Consider the following 26,830-nt stretch of genomic DNA (forward strand, 5'->3'; position numbering starts at 1 on the left):
TCCTCTTTAGTGTTTAATATGTTAGTCCATATCCATATGGAAATAGTGGGTCATAATTTTCATCGCCAATGTTAATTGGTACTTGATTCATACTTTTTGGCCATGAAAGAGATAATTTTCCGGTGGGTTTATAATCACCAAATAATACATCTGCAATTCCATCTCCTTCTGAACCTGGAAGCCATGCAGCTATAAAAGCATCACAATAATCAAGAAGATTTGTTATTATCATTGGTCTTCCTGATATCAAAATTGCAACTACAGGAATCCCTTTTGATTTTATATTCGTAATTAAGTTTATATCTTTTGTAGATAAATTTAGATCACTGCGATCTCCCTGACCTTCTGCATAAGGTTCTTCTCCAATTACAACTATAGCTACATCTGCATTATCAATTTCATTTCCATCAACTGAATATGAAACCAATGTATTTGGTGATACAGCTTTCTTTATAGCTTCAAGGATAGTTGTTCCTATTGTAATATTACCCGATGAGCCCTGCCATGAGATTGTCCATCCACCACATTGAATGCCAAGATCATTTGCAGCTTTTCCAGCAACAAGAATTCTTTTTGCATTTTTAGATAATGGTAAAATTTTATTTTCGTTTTTCAATAAAACTAAAGATTGTCTTACTGCTTCTCTTGCAATCATTCTGTGTTCCTGACTTCCAAATTTTGACAGAAGTGAGCGATCTGTATAAGGTTTTTCAAACAAACCAAGTTGAAACTTTACTTTCAGAATTCTTCGAACAGCATCGTCTATTCTACTTACAGGAATTCTTTTTTCATTAATGAGTTGTTTCATGGTAATGAAAAAATTTTTATAATCATAAGGTAACATAACCATATCAATACCAGCATTAATTGCTGTTTCGAGTTTTGATTTATAATCACCTGGCAATTGATCAACTCCACCCCAATCGCTAACAATAAAACCCTGAAATTTCAGTTCACCTTTTAGAACATCTGTAAGCCAATACTTACTTCCATGCATTTTCAAGCCGTTGATGCTACTGTATGAAGCCATTATAGATCCAACACCAGCATTAATTGCAGAGATATAACCAGGGAGATGAATTTTTCTAATTGTTGCTTCATCAAGTTGTGTATCTCCTTGATCTTTACCACCTTTAGTTCCACCATCACCAAGAAAATGTTTTGCACAGGCAAGTATTGAAGAGTTACTACTTCCCAGAATTTCAGTTTGAAATCCACGAACTGCTGGTGCTGCCATCATAACTGCCAATTCTGGAGTTTCACCAAAACCTTCATAAGTTCGTCCCCATCTTTCATCTTGAGGAACAGCAATGCAGGGTGCAAAAGTCCAATCTATTCCAGTTGCAGCTACTTCTTCGGCAGCAGCCCTTGCAACTTTTTCCACCAATTCTGGATTACGGGTACAACCCAACCCAATATTGTGTGGAAAAATTACAGCACCATATACATTATTATGTCCATGTACAGCATCAATTCCATATATCAATGGTATTTTCAATCTTGTTTGAAGTGCATATGATTGAAATTGATCATACATATCTGCCCATGCTTCGGGTGTATTAGTAGCTGGAGCAGAACCACCTCCACTTAAGATTGAACCTATATAATAATTTTTAATATCCTGTGGATTATTTATTACAGCACTTCTATCTACTTGAATCATCTGTCCAATCTTTTCATCAATAGTCATCTTAGAAATTAATTCATCAACTCTTTTATTGATATCTTTTAATTTGTCTTCTTCAAAAGAATTGATAGTACTATTTCTACATGAAAGTAATGCAAGAAAAATTATTACGAGATAGAAATTTTTTTTACTCATACTTTTTCTCCAATTCGTTCCAGATTAAAGCTGCAGCTCCTAATACTGCTGCATTTTTTCCCATTAAAGCTGATGGTAAGATTTTGACTTTGTTTTTAAAGATATTCAATAAATTTTCTTCCATATACTTTTTAACAGGTTTAATTAATAATTCACCTGCAGAGACCAAGCCTCCAAAGAGTATTATTGCTTCTGGACTTAAGTGAGCAACAGTATCTGCAAGTTTATAACCCAGAATACGTGCAGTAATATCAAAACATTCAAGAGCGAGTTTATCACCTTTACGTGCAGCATCATAAATATCTTTTGAGCATAATTTATCAAAAGGAATTTTTCTAAGTCTGCTTGGAGTTAAAGTTGATGCCATTAATTCAAAAGCAGTTCTTTTAATTCCACTTGCCGATGCATAAGTTTCAAGGCAACCTTTTCTTCCGCATCCACATTGACGACCATCTGGATCTACAATTGTATGACCAAGTTCTCCCGCAAAACCATCCGCACCATAAACTAATTTGCCATCGACAACGATCCCACTTCCCAAACCTGTACCTAATGTAATGACAATAAAATTTTTCATTCCTTTTGCAGTTCCGAATAACATTTCACCCAAAGCAGCTGCATTTGCATCATTTGTTATTACAGAAGGAAGTGTGGTATGTTTTTTAATTAGTTTTAATATGTCAACCGTTCCCCATTTTAAATTAGGTGGGTTTTCAACTGTGCCTTTGTAATAATTTGCATTAGGAGCTCCAATACCAATTCCAGCTACTTCTATTTTTTTTTCTAATTTTTTTTGTGCTTTATTTATTTCTAAAAACAATCTTTGAAATAATAACTCTGCTTTTTCTTCTGCTTTTGTAGGAATTGATTTTTCATAATAACATTTTCCACGTTTGTCAATAAATCCAAATACAGTGTTTGTTCCACCTATATCAATTCCTACTACTGTAGTAATTTTAGACATTAGATTACTCCGCAATATTTTCAGTTTTTAAATCAAACTTTTAAGGCAAAAAGTATGCCTTTATACATTGGATAAACAATGATTTAAAAACAGAAAAATTTATGATTGATACAAAATTAAAACGATAGATCAGCTACTTAAGATTATTATTTTGATAAATAGTGTTATTAAAATAATAAGACATATTAATAATTCTATGTGTACAAAAAACACTTTTAATGTAAACTTAAAAAAGTCTAATCTTCTCTTATTACTACTAAGTTCATTTAATAGAAATAAAATTTAGAAATTACAATAATACTTATTATTCTTAATTAAAAAATGAGGCAGAAAAAAATTCTGCCTCTTTAATAAATTGTTTTAAAAAGAGTATTGAATTAGAAAGTTATACCGAGTGAAAATTTTTGGACATTAGTTAATCTTCCAAAACTACCGTAGGAATAATCAACCTTTATAGCAACATTACCAAGAAATAATTGTTTTAATCCAAATCCAAAAGTTAGTGATTCTTCAGAATCTTTTAGGAAAAGTGATTTATAACCACATCTTAAAGAAAACATATCATTGAAAATGTATTCAATACCAGCATTTACACTTTCATAATTATCACTTGGATGCATTGCATCAATAGCAAGATTAAGCTTATGCATTTGAGAATCAATTGGTTTATATGCTATACCAACTCTGAAGTTTAAAGGTAATTCCCATCCTTCAGTTTGAAGATAAGCAGGAATTTGTCCATTATTGCCAGTACTATATGGATCAAGATCAACAAGTACAAGCGCAGTATTTCCATCTAACTTCATTTTAGTACCAAAATTTGAAATTGACATTGCTAAAATTGCTCCATCGAATGGAGTAACATATTGAACGCCCATATCAATTGCGATTGCAGTTGCTGTCATCTTCCAAATTTTTTGCATTACAAATTTTGGATTAAAACCAATTGCAAAGTTATCTGTAAGATTAATTGCATAAGCAAGACTAAACATCGCATCAGAAACACTAAAAGTTTCTCCTGTTCCTTCAGGTTCTTCAATCGTAGTTACTTTCATTTCATCCATAGCTGAAGTAATAAAGCTTACTCCAACTGTACCAAAATTTCCAAGGTTATAAGAAGCTGCGAAGAAATTGTAATTGATATCTGCAATCCATCTTGTATGATCGAATAGAATACCAACACCGGGTAATTTAGCAAGTCCAGCAGGATTCCAGTAAATTGCACTTTGATCATCGGCCAGAGCAACAAATGCACTTCCCATTCCAGATGCTCTAGCTCCCTGACTTATTGAAAGAAATGGTGCAGCACTTGTTCCTCTTTTAGAAACATTTGATACAAATCTCTGCCCATTTATTATTATAAAATCTGCAAAGAAAAGTAGAATTATTAAACACGAAATTAATTTTATATTCTTTTTCATATCTTTTCTCCACCTATTTAATTACCGCAAATTTGCCAATATACTCACCAATTCCAGGTGCATCCACATGATAAATATATAATCCATAAGCTATCTCCATACCATCCTCGGAAATCAAATTCCAGGAAAGTGAACCATCTTCTGGACCTGAATTTTTATAAAGGGTTTTTACAAGTGCACCACTTACGGTATAAATTCTAATAGTGCATTCTGCAGGTAAATGAATGAAATCTATTCTTCGTTCTCCTCTTCCTGTTTGATTAAGATTTCTTCTTTCCCATATGTTAGCACTTATGTAAGGATTTGGTACAACTTGAATTTTACTTAGCTGAGAATTTGCAAGTGATTTATCAACAGTGGCTGCTTTTGTTTTAAATGAAAAATAATCACCAGTTTTAAATGGCTTTGAAATTGAAATTACAAATTTATCGCCTGCACTTGGCTCAATTACATCAACGCCTGCAGGAGCAGAATATGTAATTCTCCATGTTAACTTATAAGCAGCTCCAACATATTCAATGATTACAATATCATCCCCTAAATCAAATTTTTTATTGCTATTGTTATCAAATACTTCGGCTTTTACAACATCACCTCTTGTTAAATTATGAACCTTAAAAGGAACACTTATTTTTGTAAACGGAGTAATTTCTGTTGGAGCATTTAGCCATTCTATCATATAATCGGCTGGCCAGGCAATATTTCTTGCAGGAGAACTTTTATCGGGAGTTACAAGCATAACGACATTACTTTTACCAACTAACCAACCAGATTTTTCAGGTTGATATTGTATATTATTATCATTTATAACAGATACTGTTAATCCATCAAATGGTGGACTATATTTTCCCTGACCAATATTTGAAGAATCAACATTTGCAATTAATGTATCAACTCTGTCTCCTGAAATTTTAAGAATAGAATAAGCAGTTGTTTTATAGTTATATTCATCTCCAGAGGATTTGAAAACAACTTTATACTCAGTACCTTCGGTAATAATATTTGGATTAAGAATTTCAACAGAAATTTTTCCAGTACCCACTCCCGAAGAAGGTTTACTTAAGTCCCCTTCAATTTGAGGTGGAACATAACCAGCAGCAGGAGCATTCGGTACAACTACTGCACAGTTAATATCTATAAATTGCAGAGCACCTACTAAATTTTCTGTAATAATTTTAGTTGTCTCAGAAGGAATCAATCCTTTAGTCCCAAAGTTTGGATCTCCTTTATCGTAAGCTACAACTGCATAATAATATTTTTGTCCATTCACTACATTAGTATCAACATATGAATGTTGTAATCCTGTATCATCACCTCTCCAGAAATGAGCACCATTAATTCCAACAGGGTCTGGACCTTTAATTCCATCTTTCAAGTCGAATTGAGCAATTGGTTTCCAGTATTTTGGTTCACCTTTAGAATCAGTAATTACTTTAATATCATTAAATTCTGGTTCCTGACTTCTATAAATCAAGTAACCTTCAAAATCTTTTTTGTAACCTTTACGCGGATCACCATCTTCATATCCAAGAAATGGATCACGAGATTCTTCTGCTTTTCTATCCCAGTAAAGAAATACTTTTCTATCGCCTGCCACTGCAGTAAGTGTAGGTTTATAAGGTGGTTTAGAGAAATTATAATTAGCATTATAAATTTGTTGAACAGTTTCTTTATTAAAGATCATATCTTCTTTATCGCTTCCAAAAACAAGAGCCATAGAAAATCTTTCGCGTCGATTTAATTTTAGAGGGAAAGGTCCCGAGCCAAAAACTATGCTTATGTTAGAATTTTGAAGTAAAGTATCAAAATTACCATAACTCATTTTACGCCACATAACTTCATCGTTTTTAGGCCAGCCATCTGTTGGTCCTTTACCAGCTAATCTATAAATTGAAAGACTTGTTAAACCAATCTGGTCAGATTCATCTTTATCTGTTTTATCGAAATTTGGTTCGCCATCTGTGGGTACACCATCACCTTCGCCAGTATCCGGTCCTTTATATTGAGGATCCCAGGGACCAACACCATCCTGTCCTAAATCATCGTTTAAAGGTTCACCAACATCCCACACACCATTTGAATTAAGATCAATAAAAGAAACCCAATCGCCATCGTTATCAATTCCATCATCTCTTCTTTCATCAATTAATCCATCTTCATCATCATCGAAATTATTCCAAGGATTACCTGGACTTTCAAGATATGCATAACCTACATAACCAACTTTCCAGTTATCTGGTGGTGCTTTACCATCATTATCAAATCCATAAGCGATATCAAGTTTTGTATCATACGATGCACAGTCATCACCATTATCATCAACACCGCCAACACCTGTATCGCAATAAAATCCAAAGTATGTAGTATCATAATCGTAATCAGAGAGATTAACAATATCGAAGTGCCAGAAGATAATATCTTCTGCAAGAACATGAGACCATTGAAAACCACGTACTTCAACTCTTAAACCCAAGCCACCGCGATTATGGTCTGAAGCAATTGGGAAATAATTATATGGTTGTCTTGTAAATTCTTTATCTTTAGAATCGTCCATTACATAGAAAGTCTCAAAATCTGCATTTTGAACACCGCGACCGAAGTAGCCATACCAGTAACCATCCCAGTTAGCATCTATATTTGGAAGAGCACGAGGCCATTTTTCTGGCCAGGAATATGGTTTAGTGCTAATTGCTGGTTCTTCAGAATTAGGAGCTGCATAACCTGGTACAGGTTCCATAACCCACAATTCGTTTGTAACAGGATCAAAATCTACTTCTTCGCGATAAGATGTTTGACATGGATGAATTAACTGACCATTTCCTGGAGCAATTACAGCAGAACTAATTAAAGGAGTAACACCATCAATATAATTATGACCCGTACCTTTAGGCCATTCACCAGAAGGTCTATCTGGCCAGCTACCTACCTGACCATCATTTCTAAAAATTGTTCTAATTAAATTTCCATCCATTATCCCTTTCTTTCTGTATGTTTTATCCCCGTATGGTTCATTTCTATATTTAAGAATCTGGGGATCAATTTGCGGAAAAATTATTCCCGCATTAAATAGAAAGAAAACTATTATCAATATATTTCGCTTCATTCTCTTCTCCATTTTCTAAAAATCTATTTTTCATTAATTGATCATTCTAAAAATTTACATTTACACCAAGACTAATTCTTCTTGGTGCAGAAAAATTGCCAGGATTTTTTAAGTATTCATCTATTGTATTCAAACCTATAATTGGTCCAGCAAATTTTACATTCAAATCTTTATCTGCTCTACCTGTACTTGGATAGACATTTACTTCGTTCTTAATATCAAAGAGATTATAAACAAGTAAGAAAAAGTTGAAATCATAACCAAAAATTTTGAAATGCTTATTAGCTTTTAAATCAACATTAATGTATGAAGGACGACGACCATTATTTTCAAATCGAAGTCCTCTTGTATATCTTGGCTCTTCGGTATAAGGCATTCCAGAACCATAATTAAAAATTATACCTGCAACCCAATCAGCTGGATCTCCAATGTTCAAGACAACATTAAGAGTATGTGTTTGATCCCAATTTAAAGGCACTACCTTTTTATTTGATTCGACAGGAGGATCAGATTGATTATTGTTATATTCTGCCATCGGGTCAGATGCATTACCAGCAGCAATTTGATATGTATAATCAATTCTTGCACTAAAGAAATCTACAAATCTTTTATCGAGTGATAATATCACTCCTTTTACATTACCATAATCTCTATTAATATATCTTCCAAAGATAAATCCTTCATAAGTCTCAAGGATTTCCATTCCAAGTAAGTTGCGGATATCGCTGTAATAAACAGACAAATCTATAGAAACATTTGGAAAGATAACTTGTTGCAAACCGAGTTCATATTTAACCGTTTTTTGTGCTTTCAATTCTGGATTTCCAATATACGATGAAAGTGATGTAGTCTGATCTATTATGTAATTTGGATTTGTATATAAATTCGAAAATGTTGGTATCTGGAAAAAGTGACCATAAGAGAAATGAATTGCACCCTGATCGGAAATCGGAAACGAAACACCAAGACGAGGACTTATTTGATATTCAGAATTAGCTTTTCTTTTCTGATTAGCACCTGGAAAGTTTGGATTGTTAAGTGGATTTCTAATGTCTACTGGTAAATCGGCATTAGAATTAAAATAATCAAAACGAATTCCAGCATTAATTATCATTATATCATATTCCATCTTATCTTGAATATAAGCAGAGATTTCATAAGGTTTTCTCTTGTATGACTGATTATATTTAGTTCCAGGATCACTATAACCAAGAGTAAAAATTGGATTGCCAAGAGAATCAAGTTGACCTTCTGTTAAATTTCTTATTGTCTTCCAGTGATCATACAAAGTATGTAATCTTCCTTCGATACCTAATTTTACTTTGTGTTCTTTAGTTATCTGAGATTCTAAAGTCCATTGTGCTATATAAGTTAATGTATAACGATTATATCTATCTGTTTGATTTCCACCCTGACTGAATGTATAATTCGAATAAGGACTTCCTTGATTTGGTTCTACATAACGAGGGTCATATTCATCAGCATATAAATGACCCCAGTATTTAAATAAATTAGAAGAAAGTTTTAATGTGGAATATGTACTCTGTGAAGGATAAAAACTAATCTGGAAATTATTTGTTGTATTAACTCTATAATGATTATTTATTGCATCTGGTGTCCATCTATAATAATGATTGTAATATTTATTCCAGTTATATTCCCATGCAAAATTATAACTTAACTTTACATATTTTGATGTATAAGTTAACTTACCATTGAAAGATCTTCTTTGAGTTGGATTCATTGGTACATAAGAACCATCGCCTGTATGTTGATCAATCCAGATTGTATTATCCATAGGATCGGGAAAGATTGGTCGGTTATCTGTAACATTGTACACTTTTTTCCCATAGATATAGCCCTCGTCACCATAATATCTTCCTGATAAGAAAAATGTAAGATTATTTAAAACTTTTGTTGGACCACTTAAGCTGAATTGAACATCACGAGGACCTTTAGGATTAATTTTATTCAAATTATAAAATATATCTGTGTGATTGGTAAGATAACTTCCCATATATGCAGAAGCATTTCCTTCAAATTTTTGACCACCATCTTTAGTAACAATATTAACAATGCCACTCATAGCCTGACCATATTCAGCATTGAAAGTGCCACTAATAACTTCCATCTGTCGTATTGCATTATTTTCTATAAGAATTCCAAGGCCACCATTGTAAACATCGGTTACAGAGATACCATCAACAAGATAAGCAACCTCGCCACTACGTCCACCTCTAAAATGCCCATCAACAACGCCAGCTTGAAGATTTACAATCTGATGTAAATTTTCAACCGGCATCAATTTTATATCTTCTGCAGAAACAATAGCTGATGAAGCAGTCAAATCTTTTATGACAAGAGGTTGAGTAGCTGTAATAACAACTTCTCCTACACTAACTGCTGAGGAAGTTAATTTAACATCGAGGTTTGTAGTTAAATCTATTTTAATAACAACTTTTTCTATTGTAACTTTATTATATCCCACCATGCTCACAGTAACAGTATAAACTCCAGGAGGAATATTATTTATATAGTAATATCCATCAGCATCGGCAGCAGCACCAAAGTTGGTTCCATTTAATATTATATTAGCACCCATTAAAGGTTCTTTTGTATCTGCATCAATAACTCTACCTGCTAATTTTCCAGTGGTGCCAGCCTGTAAAATGTTTGATGTGAAAAACAGAAATAACAAAATTGTACTGAATTTTAAGATGTAATTAATAAAGTAAGATACAATCATTTTTTTTCTGAGCATTATATTTATCTTACACATAGTCTAATCCTCAAAAGTTTATAATAAATAAAATACGGGCATAGCATATTTCAGCTATGCCCAGATAATAAATTATTTAATAAGTATCATTTTCTTAATGCTTACAAATGAACCGCTTTCCAGTTTATAGAAATATACTCCTGTTGAAAGTTTTGAAGCATCAAAAGTAACTGTATAAACTCCAGGTTGTTGATAAGCATTTACAAGTTCTTCAATCTGTCGACCAAGTAAATCATAAATCTTTAATGTAACATTACCTTCTTTTTCAATTGAATATTGAATTTGAGTCGTTGGGTTAAATGGATTTGGATAATTTTGTAATAATGAATAAGTAAGAGGAATATCTTTGCTTTCAACACTTGTAATTGGAGTCATTCTGTTACCAATAAATGTGTAAGTCCATCTTGAAACATCTGACCATGATTGATCCTGATTATCTGGTGAATAACAAAGAATTCCCTCACGATTTCCAGTAGCATCATTATCATTAATAGAAAAATCGATTGGAATTCTGTATCCTTCTTTTACATAAATCTTATCTTTTTTAGCATCAGGGTTCTGTCTTTTATTCATTAAATCATCAAGAGGAATTCTTGCTTCGATGATATAACCAGCCGGGAATTTTTCCTGCCAGTAGTAGTTTGGTCCAGGAACAACGAGTGAATCTGTATCACTTCCACCACCTTCAAGTCTAATATGATTCTTATGAAATCTTAAATGATAATCTGGTGCAGAACCTCTCTGGTAAGATGTGTGTTTCAAACCTTCCATATTGTATAAACCAATAAATAAATCTGGATTATCATTTAAATAGGATTCCGGACGAGAAGTTGGATTAACAATATCATCATTAATATCAAATGCCACATATAGATTTTGTTGATCAATCGCAATCCAGGATTTTACTGAAAGATCATCATCATTATCTACAAAAGTATTTGGCGCAACAAAAGCTGTCCCCTGTTTAAGTTCAAAAGGAACAATATCCTGCCATTCATCTAAATTTCCATCTGGATTAAAGCTTACTGTTTTAACTGCAACAACAGGAACTCCTTTTGCCAAATTGGTTACAGGATTATCAAGCATTGCCGGAAGTGAAGTGTTACCAGCTTTGTCTGTGCATGTAATTGCATAATAATAAGTAACATTTTGATCTGTTAGAGGAGCTCTCAAAACATGTTCAACTACACCAACACCTTCTGGAACATTTGCTTTTACAGAACTTACTTTAGGTGAGTTTAAATCTGTTATAGGTTCCATGCTGAAGTAAATTGTATATTTTTCACTATTTTCCCCGGGTACATCATTCCAGGTAATTAAGTTTGTATAAGAACCTGGCACAACAGCTAAACCTTGAGGAACTTCTGGTGGAGTTTTATCTGTTTCTTGATGACCTGATGGAATTAAGAAATCAAATAAAATTACTCCTTCAGCAATTACATCAGTTCCAACCGGACCATTTGCATCAATAGAAAATTCAATTTTGAATCCACTTACAGCACTTGTATTAAACATTCTATCATCATTTCCCTGCCCATCGGGATTTTTAAAAGCACCAACCTGAAGTGCCCAATCATTTACATCTGCTTGAACTAAAGGAATGCGAACAGTTTTCCAATCGAATGCTTCATCAATATTAATATTAAATAGTGTAAACCAGCTTTCTTGTGTTGAACCGCTATTATCATAAAGAATTAATCTTGCCTGAAGTCTACCAGTTAATTTATTTGGTTCTAAATTTTTAATTGCAATATATAAATCTGTATTAGCGGCTAAATTAACGGGTGCATCAAACTTATGTTCAAGGTTAACATACCCACCCCAGCTTTGAGAAGCAACAGCTTTATAATGAACTTTAAGAGCAGATTCACCTTCGAATTTATCTGTAGTTTCATCGGATAATTCTAATTTTGTAATTGGAGCAGCAGCACCATCCCAATCCATTTTATCAATATTCCAGTAGCCTGTAGTTGCAGTATTATCGAAAGTAGATAAAGGAGTATATCTTGCACCAACAAGTGTAATTTGATCCCAGAGTATAACACCTTCAGCAAGTCCACCACCTGTTAATGGAGTTGTACATTCAATACTATAGCCAACAATTTTATCCAAATCCAGTTCACCATTATTTGCAACACCGCTCCAGCCAGGGAGTGTAAATCCACGATCATCTGGATTTGCAGTACCATTGTTTACAAGTGGTATTAATAATTCTTTCCAACCTGGTGTTGCATCGTAAGGAACAGCAGATTCAAAATACCAATCTTCATGATCGCTTGGACTATCCCAATAATTTGCACCTCCACCCGCTTCGTGCAGTTTAAATCTCATATGTACATAACCTGGTTGAGAAGAAGGTACAAGATTATTATACCAGATACTTATATGAGTAGCCATACTCATATCTATATATTGTTTATATTCAGGACTTGCAGGATCAGTAGAATTTAGATGCATTACCTGAACAAATCCACCCCATGATTCTGTATAGTTTACATGCCATTCAATCTTTAATGCTCCAGTCCCAAATTTTTGCTGGGATGTTTCGTCAGAAAGTGTTACATAGCCTGTGCCTGTACCCAGTCCATGTAAATCCCCGGGTTCTGGATAATTCCAGAATTTTTTGGCAACAGTACTATCCAGTGTGTTTACTACCCATTGTGCATTTGCAAACGAAGCAAACACAAACAGGATTAATGGTAGCATAAATTTCTTCATAAAATACTCCTTATTTAGTTTGAAATTAATATTTGGTTAACAATTACATAAACATGTACCATAAACTTATTGCCAGTATTAGTATTATTCCCGATATCAGAATATTAAGTCTTACACTTTCTATTTTGATATTTGCATTATCATTTTGAAAGCTCAGAATTGAAAAAGATTTTGAAGATGATAAATCTTTTTCACTCTGGAAAACATAATTAAGACCAATAAGCATTAATGATGAAAATAGAAATAGAAAGATTGTAAAGTGCAGGTAATTAATTCTTGCATAATTCAAAAGTAATGGGTTAATAATCACACCAGACTTTGCCATCAGTTCAATCACAAAGTGAGATAAACCAATAAATTCTCCTACTATTAATGTTATAAAAACACTTTTAGCATTTATCTTCTTAAAAATTAATCCCAGAAGAAAAACAGAAGTTATTGGAGCACTAATGAAAGCTTGAGTACCCTGAAGAAAAATATAAATCTGATTATTAATTAATCTTACGAATGGCACTAACAATAAAACAAATACTACAATAAAAATTGTAACCATTCTTCCAATAAGCACCAATGTTCTTTCGGAAGCATCTGGATGTTTTGGTTTATAAAAATCGATTGTATATAACTCGCTAATAGTATTAAAGGAAGCAGAAAGAGAAGACATCATAGCACCAAGAAATCCTGCTATAACAAATCCACGAATTCCAACTGGAATTATATTGCTGGATAGCAAAACCGGGAAAGCTTCATCTCCTTTAATGCCTGGATAAAGAGCAGCAGCAATCAATCCTGGTAAAACAAAAATAAACATAGGGAAGATTTTCAGAAAAGCTGCAAGTAAAGTTCCACCACGAGCTTCGTCAATACTTCGAGCACCAAGAACTCTTTGAACAATATAATTATCAGCACACCAATACCAGAATGCGATTATAGGAGCACCAAACAAAATTCCAGTCCAAGGAAATTCTGGATCGTCAATTGGCTTGAACATTTGAAAATATTCGGGTGGTAATTTGGCTGTTAAACCATTAAATCCACCAACTTCAAATAATCCAAATAAAGTAAATACTATAGCACTTATAAAAAAGAATATTCCCTGAAACACCTGAGTTCTTACAACAGCAGTAAAACCACCAACAAGTGTATATATTCCTGTTATCAAAACTATTGCTGATGCTGAATAAAAATTGCTCCATCCTAAAATCTTGTTGAACAAAATTCCACCAGCAAAAAGTGTAACCAAAATTTTTGTAACGATATAAGTAAAAATTGAAAGTGCTGAAAAAAACTTTCTGTTAATTGAATCAAATCTCAACTCAAGAAATTCAGGAGTAGTAAAAATTCCCAGTCTCTTATAAATTGGTGCAATAACCCATCCAAGTAGTATTAAAAAGAAAATCGCAATTAATTCAAATTGACTTACTGCAAAACCACGTAAAGCACCTGAACCAGCAAGACCAATAAAATGTTCGCTTGAAATATTTGTAGCAAATAATGATATACCTATAACAAACCAGCCCAAATTTCTATCAGCAAGAAAATATTCAGAAGTATTTTTATCCCTATTTCTATATTTAAAACCAATTATTAAAACTACAGCAAGGTAAATAAATATTATTAAGCTGTCTAAAAATGTAATTGTATTCTCCATATAAAAGAATTTTCAAAAAGAATACCATTCTATTTGCGGGTTAGATGGAGTTTTTTTAAGGGAAATTAATTTTATACAAACATGTCGATTATTATATTAATAAGTATTAGTTATTATTTTAATAAGTAATATTTATTTGAGTAGAATCATCTTCTTTGTGTCAGAAAAATTTCCTGCTTGAATTCTATAGAAGTAAACTCCACTTGGTAAATCTGAAGCATTAAATTTTATTTCATATCTACCTGCTTGTTGTACTTCATTTACAAGTGTTGTTACTTCTCTTCCAAGTATATCATACACTTTTAATATCACATTACTTGTTGAAGGAATTTGATAATTGATAAATGTGGTGGGATTAAATGGATTGGGATAATTTTGAGATAAAGAAAAATCTTTGTTAATATTGGTTGAATTATTATCTATTGAAGTAATTAAATCTTTCCCATTTACCGGAGAAGGAATTTTCTTTGAAGTATAGATTCTAAATTCTCCCGGTTTTAATTCAATTGATACCTTTTTATTTTCTACTTTAATGCTATCGTTAGTAAAATACTCATACCAATAACCATCGTTTTGAAAAGTAAATTCATTTGTTCTTGAAATTACATCAAAGTTGCCAATAATACTTACATTCATTGTGCTATCATATAAATCTATTCTTTTTACTACAGGATAAGTGTTTAATGAAAAATTTGTTGTATTAAATACTTTATATTTTTTTCTCAATGATATTAACTCAGAGATGAACTTGAAAAGTTTTTGTCTTTCAGAAAAATTTTGGTTTGTATAGTAATCCCAGCGAATTGGTTTTTCACCAAGTCTACCATTGTAATCAATTGAATAATCATAACCTAACTCACCAAATTGCCATATCATTTTAGGACCAGGTATTGTTAAAAAGAATGCATTGACCAATTTCATTCTACTCAATGCGATATTAGTTTTCTTAATATCGTAAGAACCTAGAGCATTTCCCCATTTAATATTTTTATACATCAATCTTTCTTCGTCATGACTTTCCATATAACCTACAAGATGGGGTTTATCAAATAAATGTTCTCTGTAAGAAATTCTTTTGAATTCAGATTTACCCCTATCATTCCATCCCATTGCTGCTTGTGAATACTGATAATTTAAATTTCCCCATACCATCATACCATAATCGGTCAACTCTTTTTCTTCTGTATCATCAGTAAAATGTTCTAAAATTACATAAGCATTAGAATCGACTGACCACACTTTATCTGCAATTCTTTTTAATATTCTAATCCTTGAAAGATCATATTGACTTCCTTCGCCACGAGTATTTGTAAATCCTTTAGTAAAATCGAAACGAAATCCATCTGCTTTAAATTCTTTCAACCAGTATGATGTAACACGATCAACATAATATTTGGTGTTTTTACTTTCATGATTAAAATCATATCCCCATGAATAAACTGGATTTGGTGAAACCTGATTAAACCATGGATTATTTGCTGCTGGTCTTGCATTTAATGTATCCCAGTACATTCTAACAAGTGGATTAAGTCCATAAACATGATTGAGAACAACATCAAGAATTACTGCGATCCCATTTGAATGGCAGCTATCAATTAATTCTTTTAATTTATTTGAAGGACCATAATATTTATCCACTGCAAAATGCATCATTGAATTATAACCCCAGCTCGAGTTGCCTTCAAATTCCATAACTGGCATAAGTTCAATTGCATTAATTCCAAGTTTCTTAAAATAACTTATAGTATCGATTAATGTTTGAAAAGTATGTGTACTTGTAAAATCTCTTACAAGCAACTCATATATAATTAAATCTTCTTTTTTTGGCTTATTAAATTTTTCAACTTTCCAGTTATACACATCTTTCTTTGGCTTAAAAACACTTACAATATTTTCTGTTTTTCCATAAGGGTATGTTTTTAGAAATGGATAAACATTTGAAGGAATTGAGGAGTCGTTCCATGGATCGAGAATTTTTTCTGAATATGGATCTGGAATTCTCAGACTTCCATCTATCAAATATTGAAATGCATATTCAGTATTCTCATTCAGGTTATTTAATTTAATCCAATATAGAACACTATCAGGACGAATTTCATAACGATTCATAAAGTAATTAGTATCAACTTTCCAATCGTTGAAATCTCCAATCACATAAACAAACTTTTTATATGGAGCAAAAAGAACAAGATAAACATCTGAGTTAACACGATTAATTCCATGTTCTAAACCTTGCGGCATTACTAAATTTTTTACTTCTGGATTTCGCATTATTACAAAATAAACAGAGTCCACAAGTCCCGAAGTATCAACTGCAAAAATTTTTATATGATTTATAGAATTCGGATAATTTCTGGAATCAAATAAAAATGAAATTGAATCTTGTTGAGTTGATAAAACATTGTAATTATTAATTTCCAGTTTCATTTCTCTGGTTTTTGTACCAATGGTTATTGATTTTGCAGATATTATTACCGAATCAAACTTTTCAATAAAGTACGGCGATCTTAATGGTTCTTTAAAAAGTATTTCAATTTCTGGATTTAATAATTTTACAGTAACACCTTTTTCATAAAGAGGAATAAAAATATCTTCTGTTTGTTTAGAACCATCACTACTTCTTAACACAAAGCAAAGTTGAACAATTTTAAAGGATGGATCTGTTACATTATAAAACTTTCTCGGATTATTAATAGTTATTCTATATAAATTATTACCCAATCTAATTAATTTTGGTTGAACTGAATTATTGCCCCATGTACCAATTACATTTTGCCAGCTTGAGATCGAGCCATTCTGATATTTTAATGTTACACCTGTATGAGCATACACATCACCAGTATATCCAGCAATTTTATTTTGATGAGTTGCGTAAGTAACATCAAATGTTATTACTATACTATCAGTTTCAACGGGATATTCTGGTATTGTTGTAAATTTTGTTTGAGCATAGAGTAATTCAAAAACAAAAATAAGGGCAATAATAATTTTAGTTTTCATATCAATTTATATTTTGATTAAAAAAATGGGGAGAAATTATTTCAATTTCTCCCCGATGAATTAGATTTCTAAAACATTATTTGAGTAATAACATTTTCAATGTTTTAGTGAAGTTTGATGTTTTCAAAGTATAGAAATAAACACCACTGCTCAAACCTTGAGCTATGAAATCAACTTCGTAAGAGCCAGCATTCATTTCTTTGTTAATTAATTGTGCAACTTCTTCTCCAAGTGTATTGAATACTTTAAGAGTAACAAAATCTTTTGAAGGAATTGTAAATCTAATTTTTGTTGTTGGGTTAAATGGATTAGGATAATTTTGTTCGAGAGCAAAATTTGCTGGAATACCAGATTGAATTTCTCTTACATCAGTAGGTAATCCTTTTGGCCATTGTTCTACTTGATCAGATTTATCTTCTTTATCTGTCCACTTATCAAGTGGTGCTGTATAAGGTTGAACAAACTGACGGGGACCTGTCATTTCACAGAAACGTACTCTGTAAGCATTCTTTCCGAATCCAGCAGTTTCACGGTAAAATGAACCATCACGAGCTCTTTGAAATGCATAACGATATTCAAATGCATTTATTCCGGGACCATTAACTGTAAGAGTTCCTTCGTAGATTTTATCTCCATCCGGATCTGTTAATTCAAAGTATGTCTGGTCATCACTATCAACCCATTGCATTAATCTTGAGAATACAGGTTGTTCACTTATCCAGTAAACTTTATCGCCTAATTGCATTGGGTCGCCCATTTTATTTGGATCCATTGCATCAGTCATATCAACACGGAATTTAACAGAAATAGATTGACCTGCTGGAACAACAAATTGTGGATAAACATCATCATAATAAACCATATCCAGCACCTGATTATCCTGACCTGCAAAGTTAGCTACTCTATTTCCTCCACCCATAGACAATGGTCTTTCCCAGCCATCTGTCCACAATTCATCTGTATGACCTAAAGCAACATAGTACTTAAATTCTTGTTTTGAATTAACCTCAGTTTTAACAAAAGGAACCTGTAAAAACCAATTAGTTGGAACTAAAGGATCCTGATTCATTACCGAACGTGTTGGATCGCTATCACTCCATCCATTAAATCCACCACGAACCTGTACTTTATCTACTGCAGGATCATAAATTCCAAGTTCTTCAAGAACACTCATATCTACGTTAAAAGTAATATTGCCATCAGCAAGTGTAACATTTGGATTAACATCATTAAAATATCTTTCAATTGTATTGTCACCATCATCAATCCATGCTTCACGATTTGGATCTCCTTCCCATGTAGTTCCACCAGATTTATTTGTAAATAAGAATTTATAATAAATCATTTGACCTGAATTAATCTGAACTGTTTTAGTATAAACAGAATCATTATCGTCATCTGTTAATTCATCTTGAGAAACACTCCAGCTATTAAAATTACCAGCAACAAAAACTTTTCCAGAGCCAACTACCAGTTCACCCTGTTTAATTGGAAGACGCATATCAGCTTTGAATGTAACATTTGCAGGATTACCAGATGGCATTGGAATATTATCGTAATAAACAACATCAAGAACCAAATCAGAATTTACATTTGGTACAACTCTATCACTAATACTTTCCCAGCCACCATTTGTAGCTTTTGCACCATTATGGAAGAACTTGTATTTAAGTTCTCCAGCAGGAACTTGTGTTGTTACTTCATAAATTTTATCGCCATCTGCATCAGACATTGGAGTTTCACCCCAGCCATTAAAGCTTCCTCTTACAGAAACTTGATTTTGAGCAGGGTCAAACTTTCCTTTTGCAATTTCTACACTCATATTTACTTTAAATGTTACATTAAAGTTCTGAGCATAAATTGCAAAGGTTGTAAAAAATAGCATTAGAAAAAAAGGAATGATTTTTTTCATGGTACCTCCATGTTTTTTAATAAGTTAATTTTTTCATAGTTAGAATCCAATAATAATTCCGAAACTATGAATATTATCTAGATACTTATATTTTTGATATGAGTAATCAACTGAAACTCTAAATAACTCTATTCCATATTTTAATCCAACACCTAAAGTTAAACCTTCTTGATTATCTTTCAGAAATAAACCTTTGTAACCTGCACGTATATTAAATAAATTATCAAACAATGATAATTCACCACCAACATTAACCCATTGATAATTATCGTTAGGATGAATAGCATCTACAGCAAGAGTTAACTTTTGATTATTTAGAAACTGAAACTCTCGAGATAATCCTATCTGCAAACGAAGTGGTAATTCAAATTCATCAGTTTTATAATATGCATCAAGAGTTGCGTTGTTACCTGCTCGTTGTGGATCTGGATCATGCCTGATTAACAAATCTTCGCCTTCAATTTTCATTTTTGTTCCGTAGTTTGTAATACTACTTGCGAATTTAATTCCATAGAAAGGTGTATTGAATATTGTTCCTATATCAATACCAAATCCTTGAGCAGATGAATTAAAAATATCTTCTCTTATGTATTTGATATTAATTCCTATTGTAAAATCCTGAGTAATAAAACGAGCATAAGATAATCCAAAAGCATAACTTGCAGCATCAAATTTTTCACCTGTACCTTCCGGGAATAATTCAGTGGTTACATCCATTTCACCTATATTAAAAGCAGTGACATTTAAGCCAAAAGTACCAAGACTTCCAAATGGAATTGCAATACCCAGATAATTAACATTTAGGTCGGCAAACATTTTTGTATAAGTAAAAATTGTTTGCGTCTCATTAAGATTTGCAATACCAGATGGATTCCAGTACATCGAAGTGACATCATTAGAAACAGCACTATAAGCTCCGCCCATAGCATTAGCTCTTGGTCCAATTCCTATACTTAAAAACTTTGCTGCGGTTGTTCCAGTCTTTGTAACTTTTTGAGCTTCTGTATTATTACAAAGAATGAATATAAAAGCCAGAGCAATCAATAATAATTTATTCATTTTAAAATTCGGTTTTAGTTTCATTTCAAACTCCATTATTTAATGATTGCAAATTTCCCGATCTTAGTACCAATACCAGGTGCATCAACCTGATAAACATAAACACCATAAGAAATTGAAAGATTATCTTTGCTTAATAAATCCCATTCAGCCGAGCCATCATTCAGCGGGCTATCATGTTCAATTACATCAACGAGTTCTCCACTAACAGTAAATATTCTAATAGTACATTTATTTGGGAGATGAGTAAAATGAATTGAGCGAGGACCTCTTCCACTTGAATATGGATTTTTAGGTTCCCACAAAGCTGTTGCTACATAAGGATTTGGAACAACTTTAATTTTATCTAATTCTGCTTTGGCTTTGTCGGTATCTATAAATCCTTTCTTTGCAACAAATCTATATTTATCACTCGATAAGAATGGTTTCCTTAATTTTAGATTAATAACATCACCTTTTTGAGGTAATCTTGTTCCTTTAGTAGGATTTGGAGTATCAAGTAAATAAAACCACCATGTATAAACAGGGATATTATCTTTATTTGGTTCTATAAAAACTATTCTATCTCTCTTTGCACCAGAAGTTGATAAAACACCATCATTACCATCAACTTCAACAAAAACAAAATCAATATACTTATTAGTGCTTACATTAAATACTTTGAAATTAACCTGCTTTGAAGGAAATACATTATTACCAAACTTAGCTTCTTTTGAAACTCCAAAACCCACATCGCCAAATTCAATTCTATAATCATTTGGTCTTTCTTCGCCACTTAATCCAGTAGGCCATACAAATTTTTCGAATTGATAATTTACAATTGTAGTATCATTCCATTTCGATTCTTCTCTATTTAATTCAACTCTACTTTCATTTTTGAATTTGAGTTGAAAACCATGTTCTTTAATTAATGCAGGTTGTTCAACATTTTCAGAAATATTTTTTGATTTATTAATAATAATTTTATTATCAGTTGAATCAATAAGAGTAAAATTCTTGGTGGTAAGTGTATCTGGTTGACCAGCTTTTTTTGATACTTTAATTGTATCTTCAAAAACTATGTGATATACATGACCATCTTTAATTTTATTTATATCAACAATTTCATAATAAATAACACCGGAAGAACTTCCTTCCACTCTTGTAACATTCCCTAAAGTTGGTGGTACATATCCAGCAGATAGTGCTTCCGGAGTAACACGAACAACATTAGATCCCAATTTTACCGAGCCATCCTGTTGTAATGAAACTCTTATTGGAGATTCTGATGGAATGATTTCACCTTCTGGATAACCAAAATCATAAGCAACTAAAGCATAATAATAAGTAAATCCATTTTTAACAGTAGTATCAACAAAAGTATGTTTAATTCCAGAATCAGTTCCAAGAAAATATTTTACACCATCAATACCAACTGGATCAAAACCTTTAATTCCATCAACAAGGTCGAATTGAGCGATAGGAGTTTTAAATTGTTTATTACCGTAACCATTAGTAATGTTTTCAGCATCAAGAAATGCCGGATCAGAAGAGCGATATAATTTATAGCCTTCAAAATCTCTACCATTACCACCAATTGCATCAATGTATGGATCAAAAGAAGACTCTGCTACATCATCCCAATAAAGTGTTACTTTATTATCTCCTGGAATAGCAGTTAAAGTTGGAATCAAAGGAGCATTAGCAAAACGATAGTCGTTATTATAAGTTTCCTGTGCACGAACTCTTTTTCTTAAAATTTCCTGTTTGCGATATTGTCCATTTGGATCTGGCACTGGTCCATTTGCTAAAAGAACAACAAGAGATATAGGTTCAGTTTGACCAGCTTTTAATGGGAAAAGTCCAGACGATACAAACAAATCATATTCACCTGCTACAACTTCCTGAGGATCATAAAATTTACCTGGAATCATAAAATCGAACCACATTTGTGCATCACTATTTATATTCAATCCACCTGCTGGTACATAGTCAGCATTTGTAATTCCAATCTGGTCAGTTTCACTAACATCAGTAACATCTACACTTGGTTCGCCAGGTAATCCGAAGCGAGCACCGGAAGTTGGTTTGCCATCATTCTCTCCCGGGTCTCCTGTATCTACAACACCATCCAAGCCCACATCATCTCTTAGAGGATTCCAGTCATAATCATTATCAATTCCATCATCTCGAGCTTCATCTATCAAAACATCTATTCCATCATCAATTCCTTCGTCAATTGCACCATCATTATTATTATCAATACCATCAGCATATTTCATTCCTAAGGTTGATTGAACAACATTATAAAGAATAATTTTATCATTAACGCGATATCTGTAAAAAGGAGCATCTTGAGCTGCTTTGTTAATCATTTCTTGTGTTATTACAGGACTACCTTCTTCGCCATCTCCATCATTATCAATTCCATCTTTGAATGGTAAACCAAGTTTATCTGATGTAACCATAATTAAATGAACTTGACCTTTTTGAAAATCATCGAGTGGTGGCCAAATTTTCCATTTATTTCCAGAAGCAACATCAATCATCTCCTGAGTTACTACAGGACTATTTTGTTCAACTTTAAATCTTGGATGCTTGGTTAAAAATTCTGGATCAACAGGTTGTGCTATTCTATCTGCATATGTAACACCTCTTTGAACACCAAAGGGAATGTGAGTTTGGTTTTCGTCGATAAGTCCATTGCCATTATCATCAATTAAATTATCTGGTATTTCACCTTCGATCATTTCAGCTGAGATAAAATTATTTAACTCTGGGCTATCGCCATCGTTATCAATTCTATCAACTGCATTGCCCGGAGTTTCAAGAAAAGAGACAGCAACAATTCCCACCGGATCAGAACCAAACTCTGGAGCTTTATGATCATTATCTCTTGACCATGCAATATCTTCGAGCAAATCGAATTCAGAAATATCATCTTGAGAATCGCCATTACCACCAACAAAATCTGCATACCAGACAGTTACACCAACTTTTTTAATATCTTTTGTACCATCATTTTTTACATAATGAAGAAGATATAATGCATCTTCAACAAGAACTTGAGACCATGCAAGAGCGCGAACATCAAGAAGGATTCCCAAACCTTTTCTGGTTAAGTCAGTTGTATCCGGGAAATAATTAACATATCTATCATATTTATCATCTGATGCACGATAGAACATTTCCTGGTCTGCATTAAATACATTTTTACCGAAATAACCATTCCATGAGCCTCGCCAGCCTGGATCAACAGGATCGTTCATTCTATCTGGCCAGTAAGCAGGCCATGTTTCTTCGTCAACACTTGTAGCTATTTCATTTTTTCTTTCGTTGAAATATCCTGGCACAGGTTCAAAATTCCAGGTTTTACCTTCGGGCGAACGACGGAAATTAAAAACATCAATAATTCTCTGAGTTGCTCCTGTATTATCAACAACTTCACCGCCAACAAAAACTCCAAGCATTGCGAGGTAAACGTGTCCAGTATTTTTAGGCCATTCATAAGGTGTTTGAACTGAGATTGGATACTGTCCACCTTCGCGACCTGTCATACCAAAATTAAAGACAGTAGTTCTAATTCTATTCCCTTCCATCTGACCTTTTGTTCTTTTGGTTGGATCACCTCGTTCTTTACCTGGAATATATTGTGCATCAATGTTTATTGTCATTAAAAAAGAAATTAGCACACAAATAATTTTGAAAACCTTATTCATAATATTTCTCCTGCTTTTAGAATGATAATTCAATACCAAATTGAACTAATCTTGGTTCGCCATAATTTGTTGGATATCTTAAATATTCTTCTACTGTATTAGGTCTATTTGGATCATAACCAATATTTTTTCCTTCTGTTGTATAGTCTGCTTTTCCAGTATCACCATAAACATTAACAACCACTCTTGTATCGAATAGGTTAAAAATATTCAGGAATGCAGTCATATCGATTCCAGCAATTTTAAATATTTTATGAAGTCTTAAATCGAAAACATATTGATTCGGTTTTCGTCTGCTATTTCTTTGTAATCCAGAAGTAATTCCTCTATCTGCAGTATATTGAGTAATTGATGGAGTATATGGAAGTCCAGTTCCATAACGGCTAACAAAAGAAATTCCCCAATCAACATCGCCAACAAAAACAGAAAGATTAAGTAAATGTCTTTGATCCCAATCTAATGGAATTAGATAAAGTGTTGGTTCGTTATTACCCAGCTGAGCAAAGAATTCATCTTCGGGATTTGAGTTGCTTCCTTCTGCAACCTGGTAAGTATAATTCAAATCAATAGAATAATGATTGCTAAATCTTTTATTTAAATTAAGAGTTATTCCTTTTACATTAGAGTAATCTTTATTTATGTAAGTAGAATAACTTACAAGGTTGCGAGTCATAATAAGTGGTCCAGCAGTAATCCAGTTTCGTATATCGCGATAAAATGTTGTTACATCCAGAGTAAAGTTTTCAAAAAATTCCTGCTTAAATCCAATTTCGTACATTGTTGTGCTTTGAGGTTTTAAATCAGGATTTCCGTAAGGTCCATAACTACTACCAGTATTTGGAACATAATAAGGACCAAGATTAAACAAATATTGAAATGTTGGTATCTGCAAGAATTGACCATATGAAAAATGAAGTACTCCTTTATCGCTAATTGGATAAGCAATGCCAAAGCGAGGACCTATAGCCCATTTAGGAGTAGCTTTTTTATAAAAATATGGTTCACGTTCTTCAAGACTTAATTGAGCGAGTTCTGATCTTAAAGGTAGATTAATATTTGGATCGGTTGGATCGACAAGAACTTTTCCTTTTGAATCAAAGTAATCGAGACGTAAGCCCACATTAATTATTACACTTTCGAATTCAATTTTATCCTGGATGTATGCAGAAAATTCAACCGGTGCATTTTTGTATTTAGTTCTATTAGGTGTATTTTCTGCAGGAATAGATGGAACAAAAGGTTCAACAGGTACTCCATTTTCTCTTAGTGGTTCAAGGTTATAATCATCAACTTTAAGTTCATGCCAGCGACCTTCAATACCCATTTTAATTAAATGCTTATTTGTAATTTGACTTGTAAAATCCAGTTTGGCAATTAATGTATTTGTTGTTCTAAAATATCGATGAAGATTGGTACCTTTTGATGCAAAGGCATATCCAACTGTTCTTAATGAATCGGGGTGTAAATATCTTGAATCAAATGGATCGTCATATAATTTTTCTTTAAAGTCTCTAAAGAAGTTTGATACTTTCAAAACATAGAAAGATTTACTAGAAAGTGTGTGAGTTAGTGTATAAGTAGCATTATAACTTTTATTAAACTTTTTTACATCGCCATCAGGATTTAATTTAAAGAAATGATTATAATCTTTGAAATCATTTGTTGAGTATAAAAGTTCTGCATTCATTTTTATTGAAGATACTGGATAAAAGCTTAAATTAATTTGTCCCAATAATCTTTTACTCCAATTCATTGGAACTAATTTATCATCTCCTTTTGAACCATCGGGATTAAATTTTCTTATACCATATAGATATCCATCATCATAAGTATATCGTAAATTTGAAAAGAAAGTTAGCTTATCTTTTGTAAAAGGAATGGGACCGCTTAAGCTACCCTGTAGATTATAATTTGTCAAAGGATTGAATTTATCTATTCCTGTGAAATATTCTGTAAAATTAGAAAGATAATCACTGCTATATAGCTTAATATTACCATCAAATTTTCTACCTCCTTCTTTTGTTACAACATTAACAATTCCAGATAATGCCTGACCATATTCTGCATTAAAAGTACCACTAATTACCTGTAATTCCTGCACACTGCTATTATCAATATCAATACCTCTGCTATTATCATATGCATCTGTTATAGAAACACCATTAACCCAGTAAGCAATTTCTGTTGTTCTTCCACCACGAATGTGAAATTCACCACCTGCACCTTTTGTAACTCCAGCCTGAAGTTGTAAAACATCGTTTAATTCTACTACTGGAAGATTATTTATTTCATCAGCGGTTACTTTTGCCTGACTTGAAGTAATATCTTTTTGTATTCCCAGTACATTTGCTCTAACTACAACTTCACCAAGTGCTATTGTCGATTCTTCCATTTCAACATTCTGTACTGTAGTTAAATCAATTGATATCAATACATCTCTTACTATAACAGTATTATAACCAACAAATTGATATTTAACATTATATCTACCTGGTGGAATATTTAATATTATATAATTACCTTCTATATCTGTACTTCCTCCGAGATTTGTCCCTTCCAGTGTAATATTGACAAGTGGCAAGGGCTCCCGGGATTTTTTATCTATCACTTTACCAACTAATTTACCTGTAGTGCCACCAAATAATAAATTCGTAGCAAAAACTAGAAATGTAATAATCGTAATTACTTTCTTCATTTTGGCTC

At 32.6% G+C, this 26,830-nt stretch carries 12 protein-coding genes; all 12 read right to left on the reverse strand.

What is annotated here, in order from left to right; genetic code table 11:
* Positions 1 to 13: 13 nt before the first annotated feature.
* Positions 14 to 1,822: a glycoside hydrolase family 3 protein gene (locus tag VJY38_RS04730; RefSeq protein WP_353679518.1), complete on the reverse strand. Its 1,809-nt coding sequence runs from the start codon at positions 1,820 to 1,822 to the stop codon at positions 14 to 16.
* Positions 1,815 to 2,786 (reverse strand): ROK family protein, encoded by a 972-nt coding sequence (locus tag VJY38_RS04735; protein WP_353679519.1) that lies wholly within the window; start codon positions 2,784 to 2,786, stop codon positions 1,815 to 1,817. Before VJY38_RS04735 ends, VJY38_RS04730 begins: the two co-directional genes overlap by 8 nt.
* A 377-nt stretch (positions 2,787 to 3,163) precedes the next feature.
* The gene (locus VJY38_RS04740; RefSeq protein WP_353679520.1) at positions 3,164 to 4,207 is read right to left on the reverse strand and encodes a PorV/PorQ family protein; all 1,044 of its coding nucleotides are present in this window, start codon (positions 4,205 to 4,207) and stop codon (positions 3,164 to 3,166) included.
* Between the two features lie 13 nt (positions 4,208 to 4,220).
* Complete coding sequence (locus VJY38_RS04745) at positions 4,221 to 7,310, reverse strand: fibronectin type III domain-containing protein (protein ID WP_353679521.1); 3,090 nt, start codon at positions 7,308 to 7,310, stop codon at positions 4,221 to 4,223.
* Between the two features lie 46 nt (positions 7,311 to 7,356).
* Positions 7,357 to 10,089, reverse strand: coding sequence for a TonB-dependent receptor (locus VJY38_RS04750; protein ID WP_353679522.1), 2,733 nt, complete (start codon positions 10,087 to 10,089; stop codon positions 7,357 to 7,359).
* Positions 10,090 to 10,161: 72 nt separating this feature from the next.
* On the reverse strand, positions 10,162 to 12,807 hold the full coding sequence (locus VJY38_RS04755) for a T9SS type A sorting domain-containing protein (RefSeq protein WP_353679523.1): 2,646 nt from the start codon (positions 12,805 to 12,807) through the stop codon (positions 10,162 to 10,164).
* Positions 12,808 to 12,850: 43 nt separating this feature from the next.
* Positions 12,851 to 14,458, reverse strand: a complete 1,608-nt coding sequence (locus VJY38_RS04760) for a sodium:solute symporter family transporter (RefSeq protein WP_353679524.1) — start codon at positions 14,456 to 14,458, stop codon at positions 12,851 to 12,853.
* A gap of 132 nt (positions 14,459 to 14,590) precedes the next feature.
* Positions 14,591 to 17,458 (reverse strand): alpha-amylase family glycosyl hydrolase, encoded by a 2,868-nt coding sequence (locus tag VJY38_RS04765; protein WP_353679525.1) that lies wholly within the window; start codon positions 17,456 to 17,458, stop codon positions 14,591 to 14,593.
* 76 nt (positions 17,459 to 17,534) lie between these two features.
* A complete protein-coding gene (locus VJY38_RS04770) occupies positions 17,535 to 19,370 on the reverse strand; it encodes a T9SS type A sorting domain-containing protein (protein WP_353679526.1) in 1,836 nt (611 codons plus the stop codon).
* A gap of 39 nt (positions 19,371 to 19,409) precedes the next feature.
* A complete protein-coding gene (locus VJY38_RS04775) occupies positions 19,410 to 20,453 on the reverse strand; it encodes a PorV/PorQ family protein (protein ID WP_353679527.1) in 1,044 nt (347 codons plus the stop codon).
* A gap of 11 nt (positions 20,454 to 20,464) precedes the next feature.
* Positions 20,465 to 24,127, reverse strand: coding sequence for a hypothetical protein (locus VJY38_RS04780; protein ID WP_353679528.1), 3,663 nt, complete (start codon positions 24,125 to 24,127; stop codon positions 20,465 to 20,467).
* Between the two features lie 16 nt (positions 24,128 to 24,143).
* Positions 24,144 to 26,822, reverse strand: coding sequence for a TonB-dependent receptor (locus VJY38_RS04785; RefSeq protein WP_353679529.1), 2,679 nt, complete (start codon positions 26,820 to 26,822; stop codon positions 24,144 to 24,146).
* Positions 26,823 to 26,830 lie beyond the last annotated feature (8 nt).

Source organism: Rosettibacter firmus (genome assembly GCF_036860695.1).
GTDB lineage: Bacteria > Bacteroidota > Ignavibacteria > Ignavibacteriales > Melioribacteraceae > Rosettibacter > Rosettibacter firmus.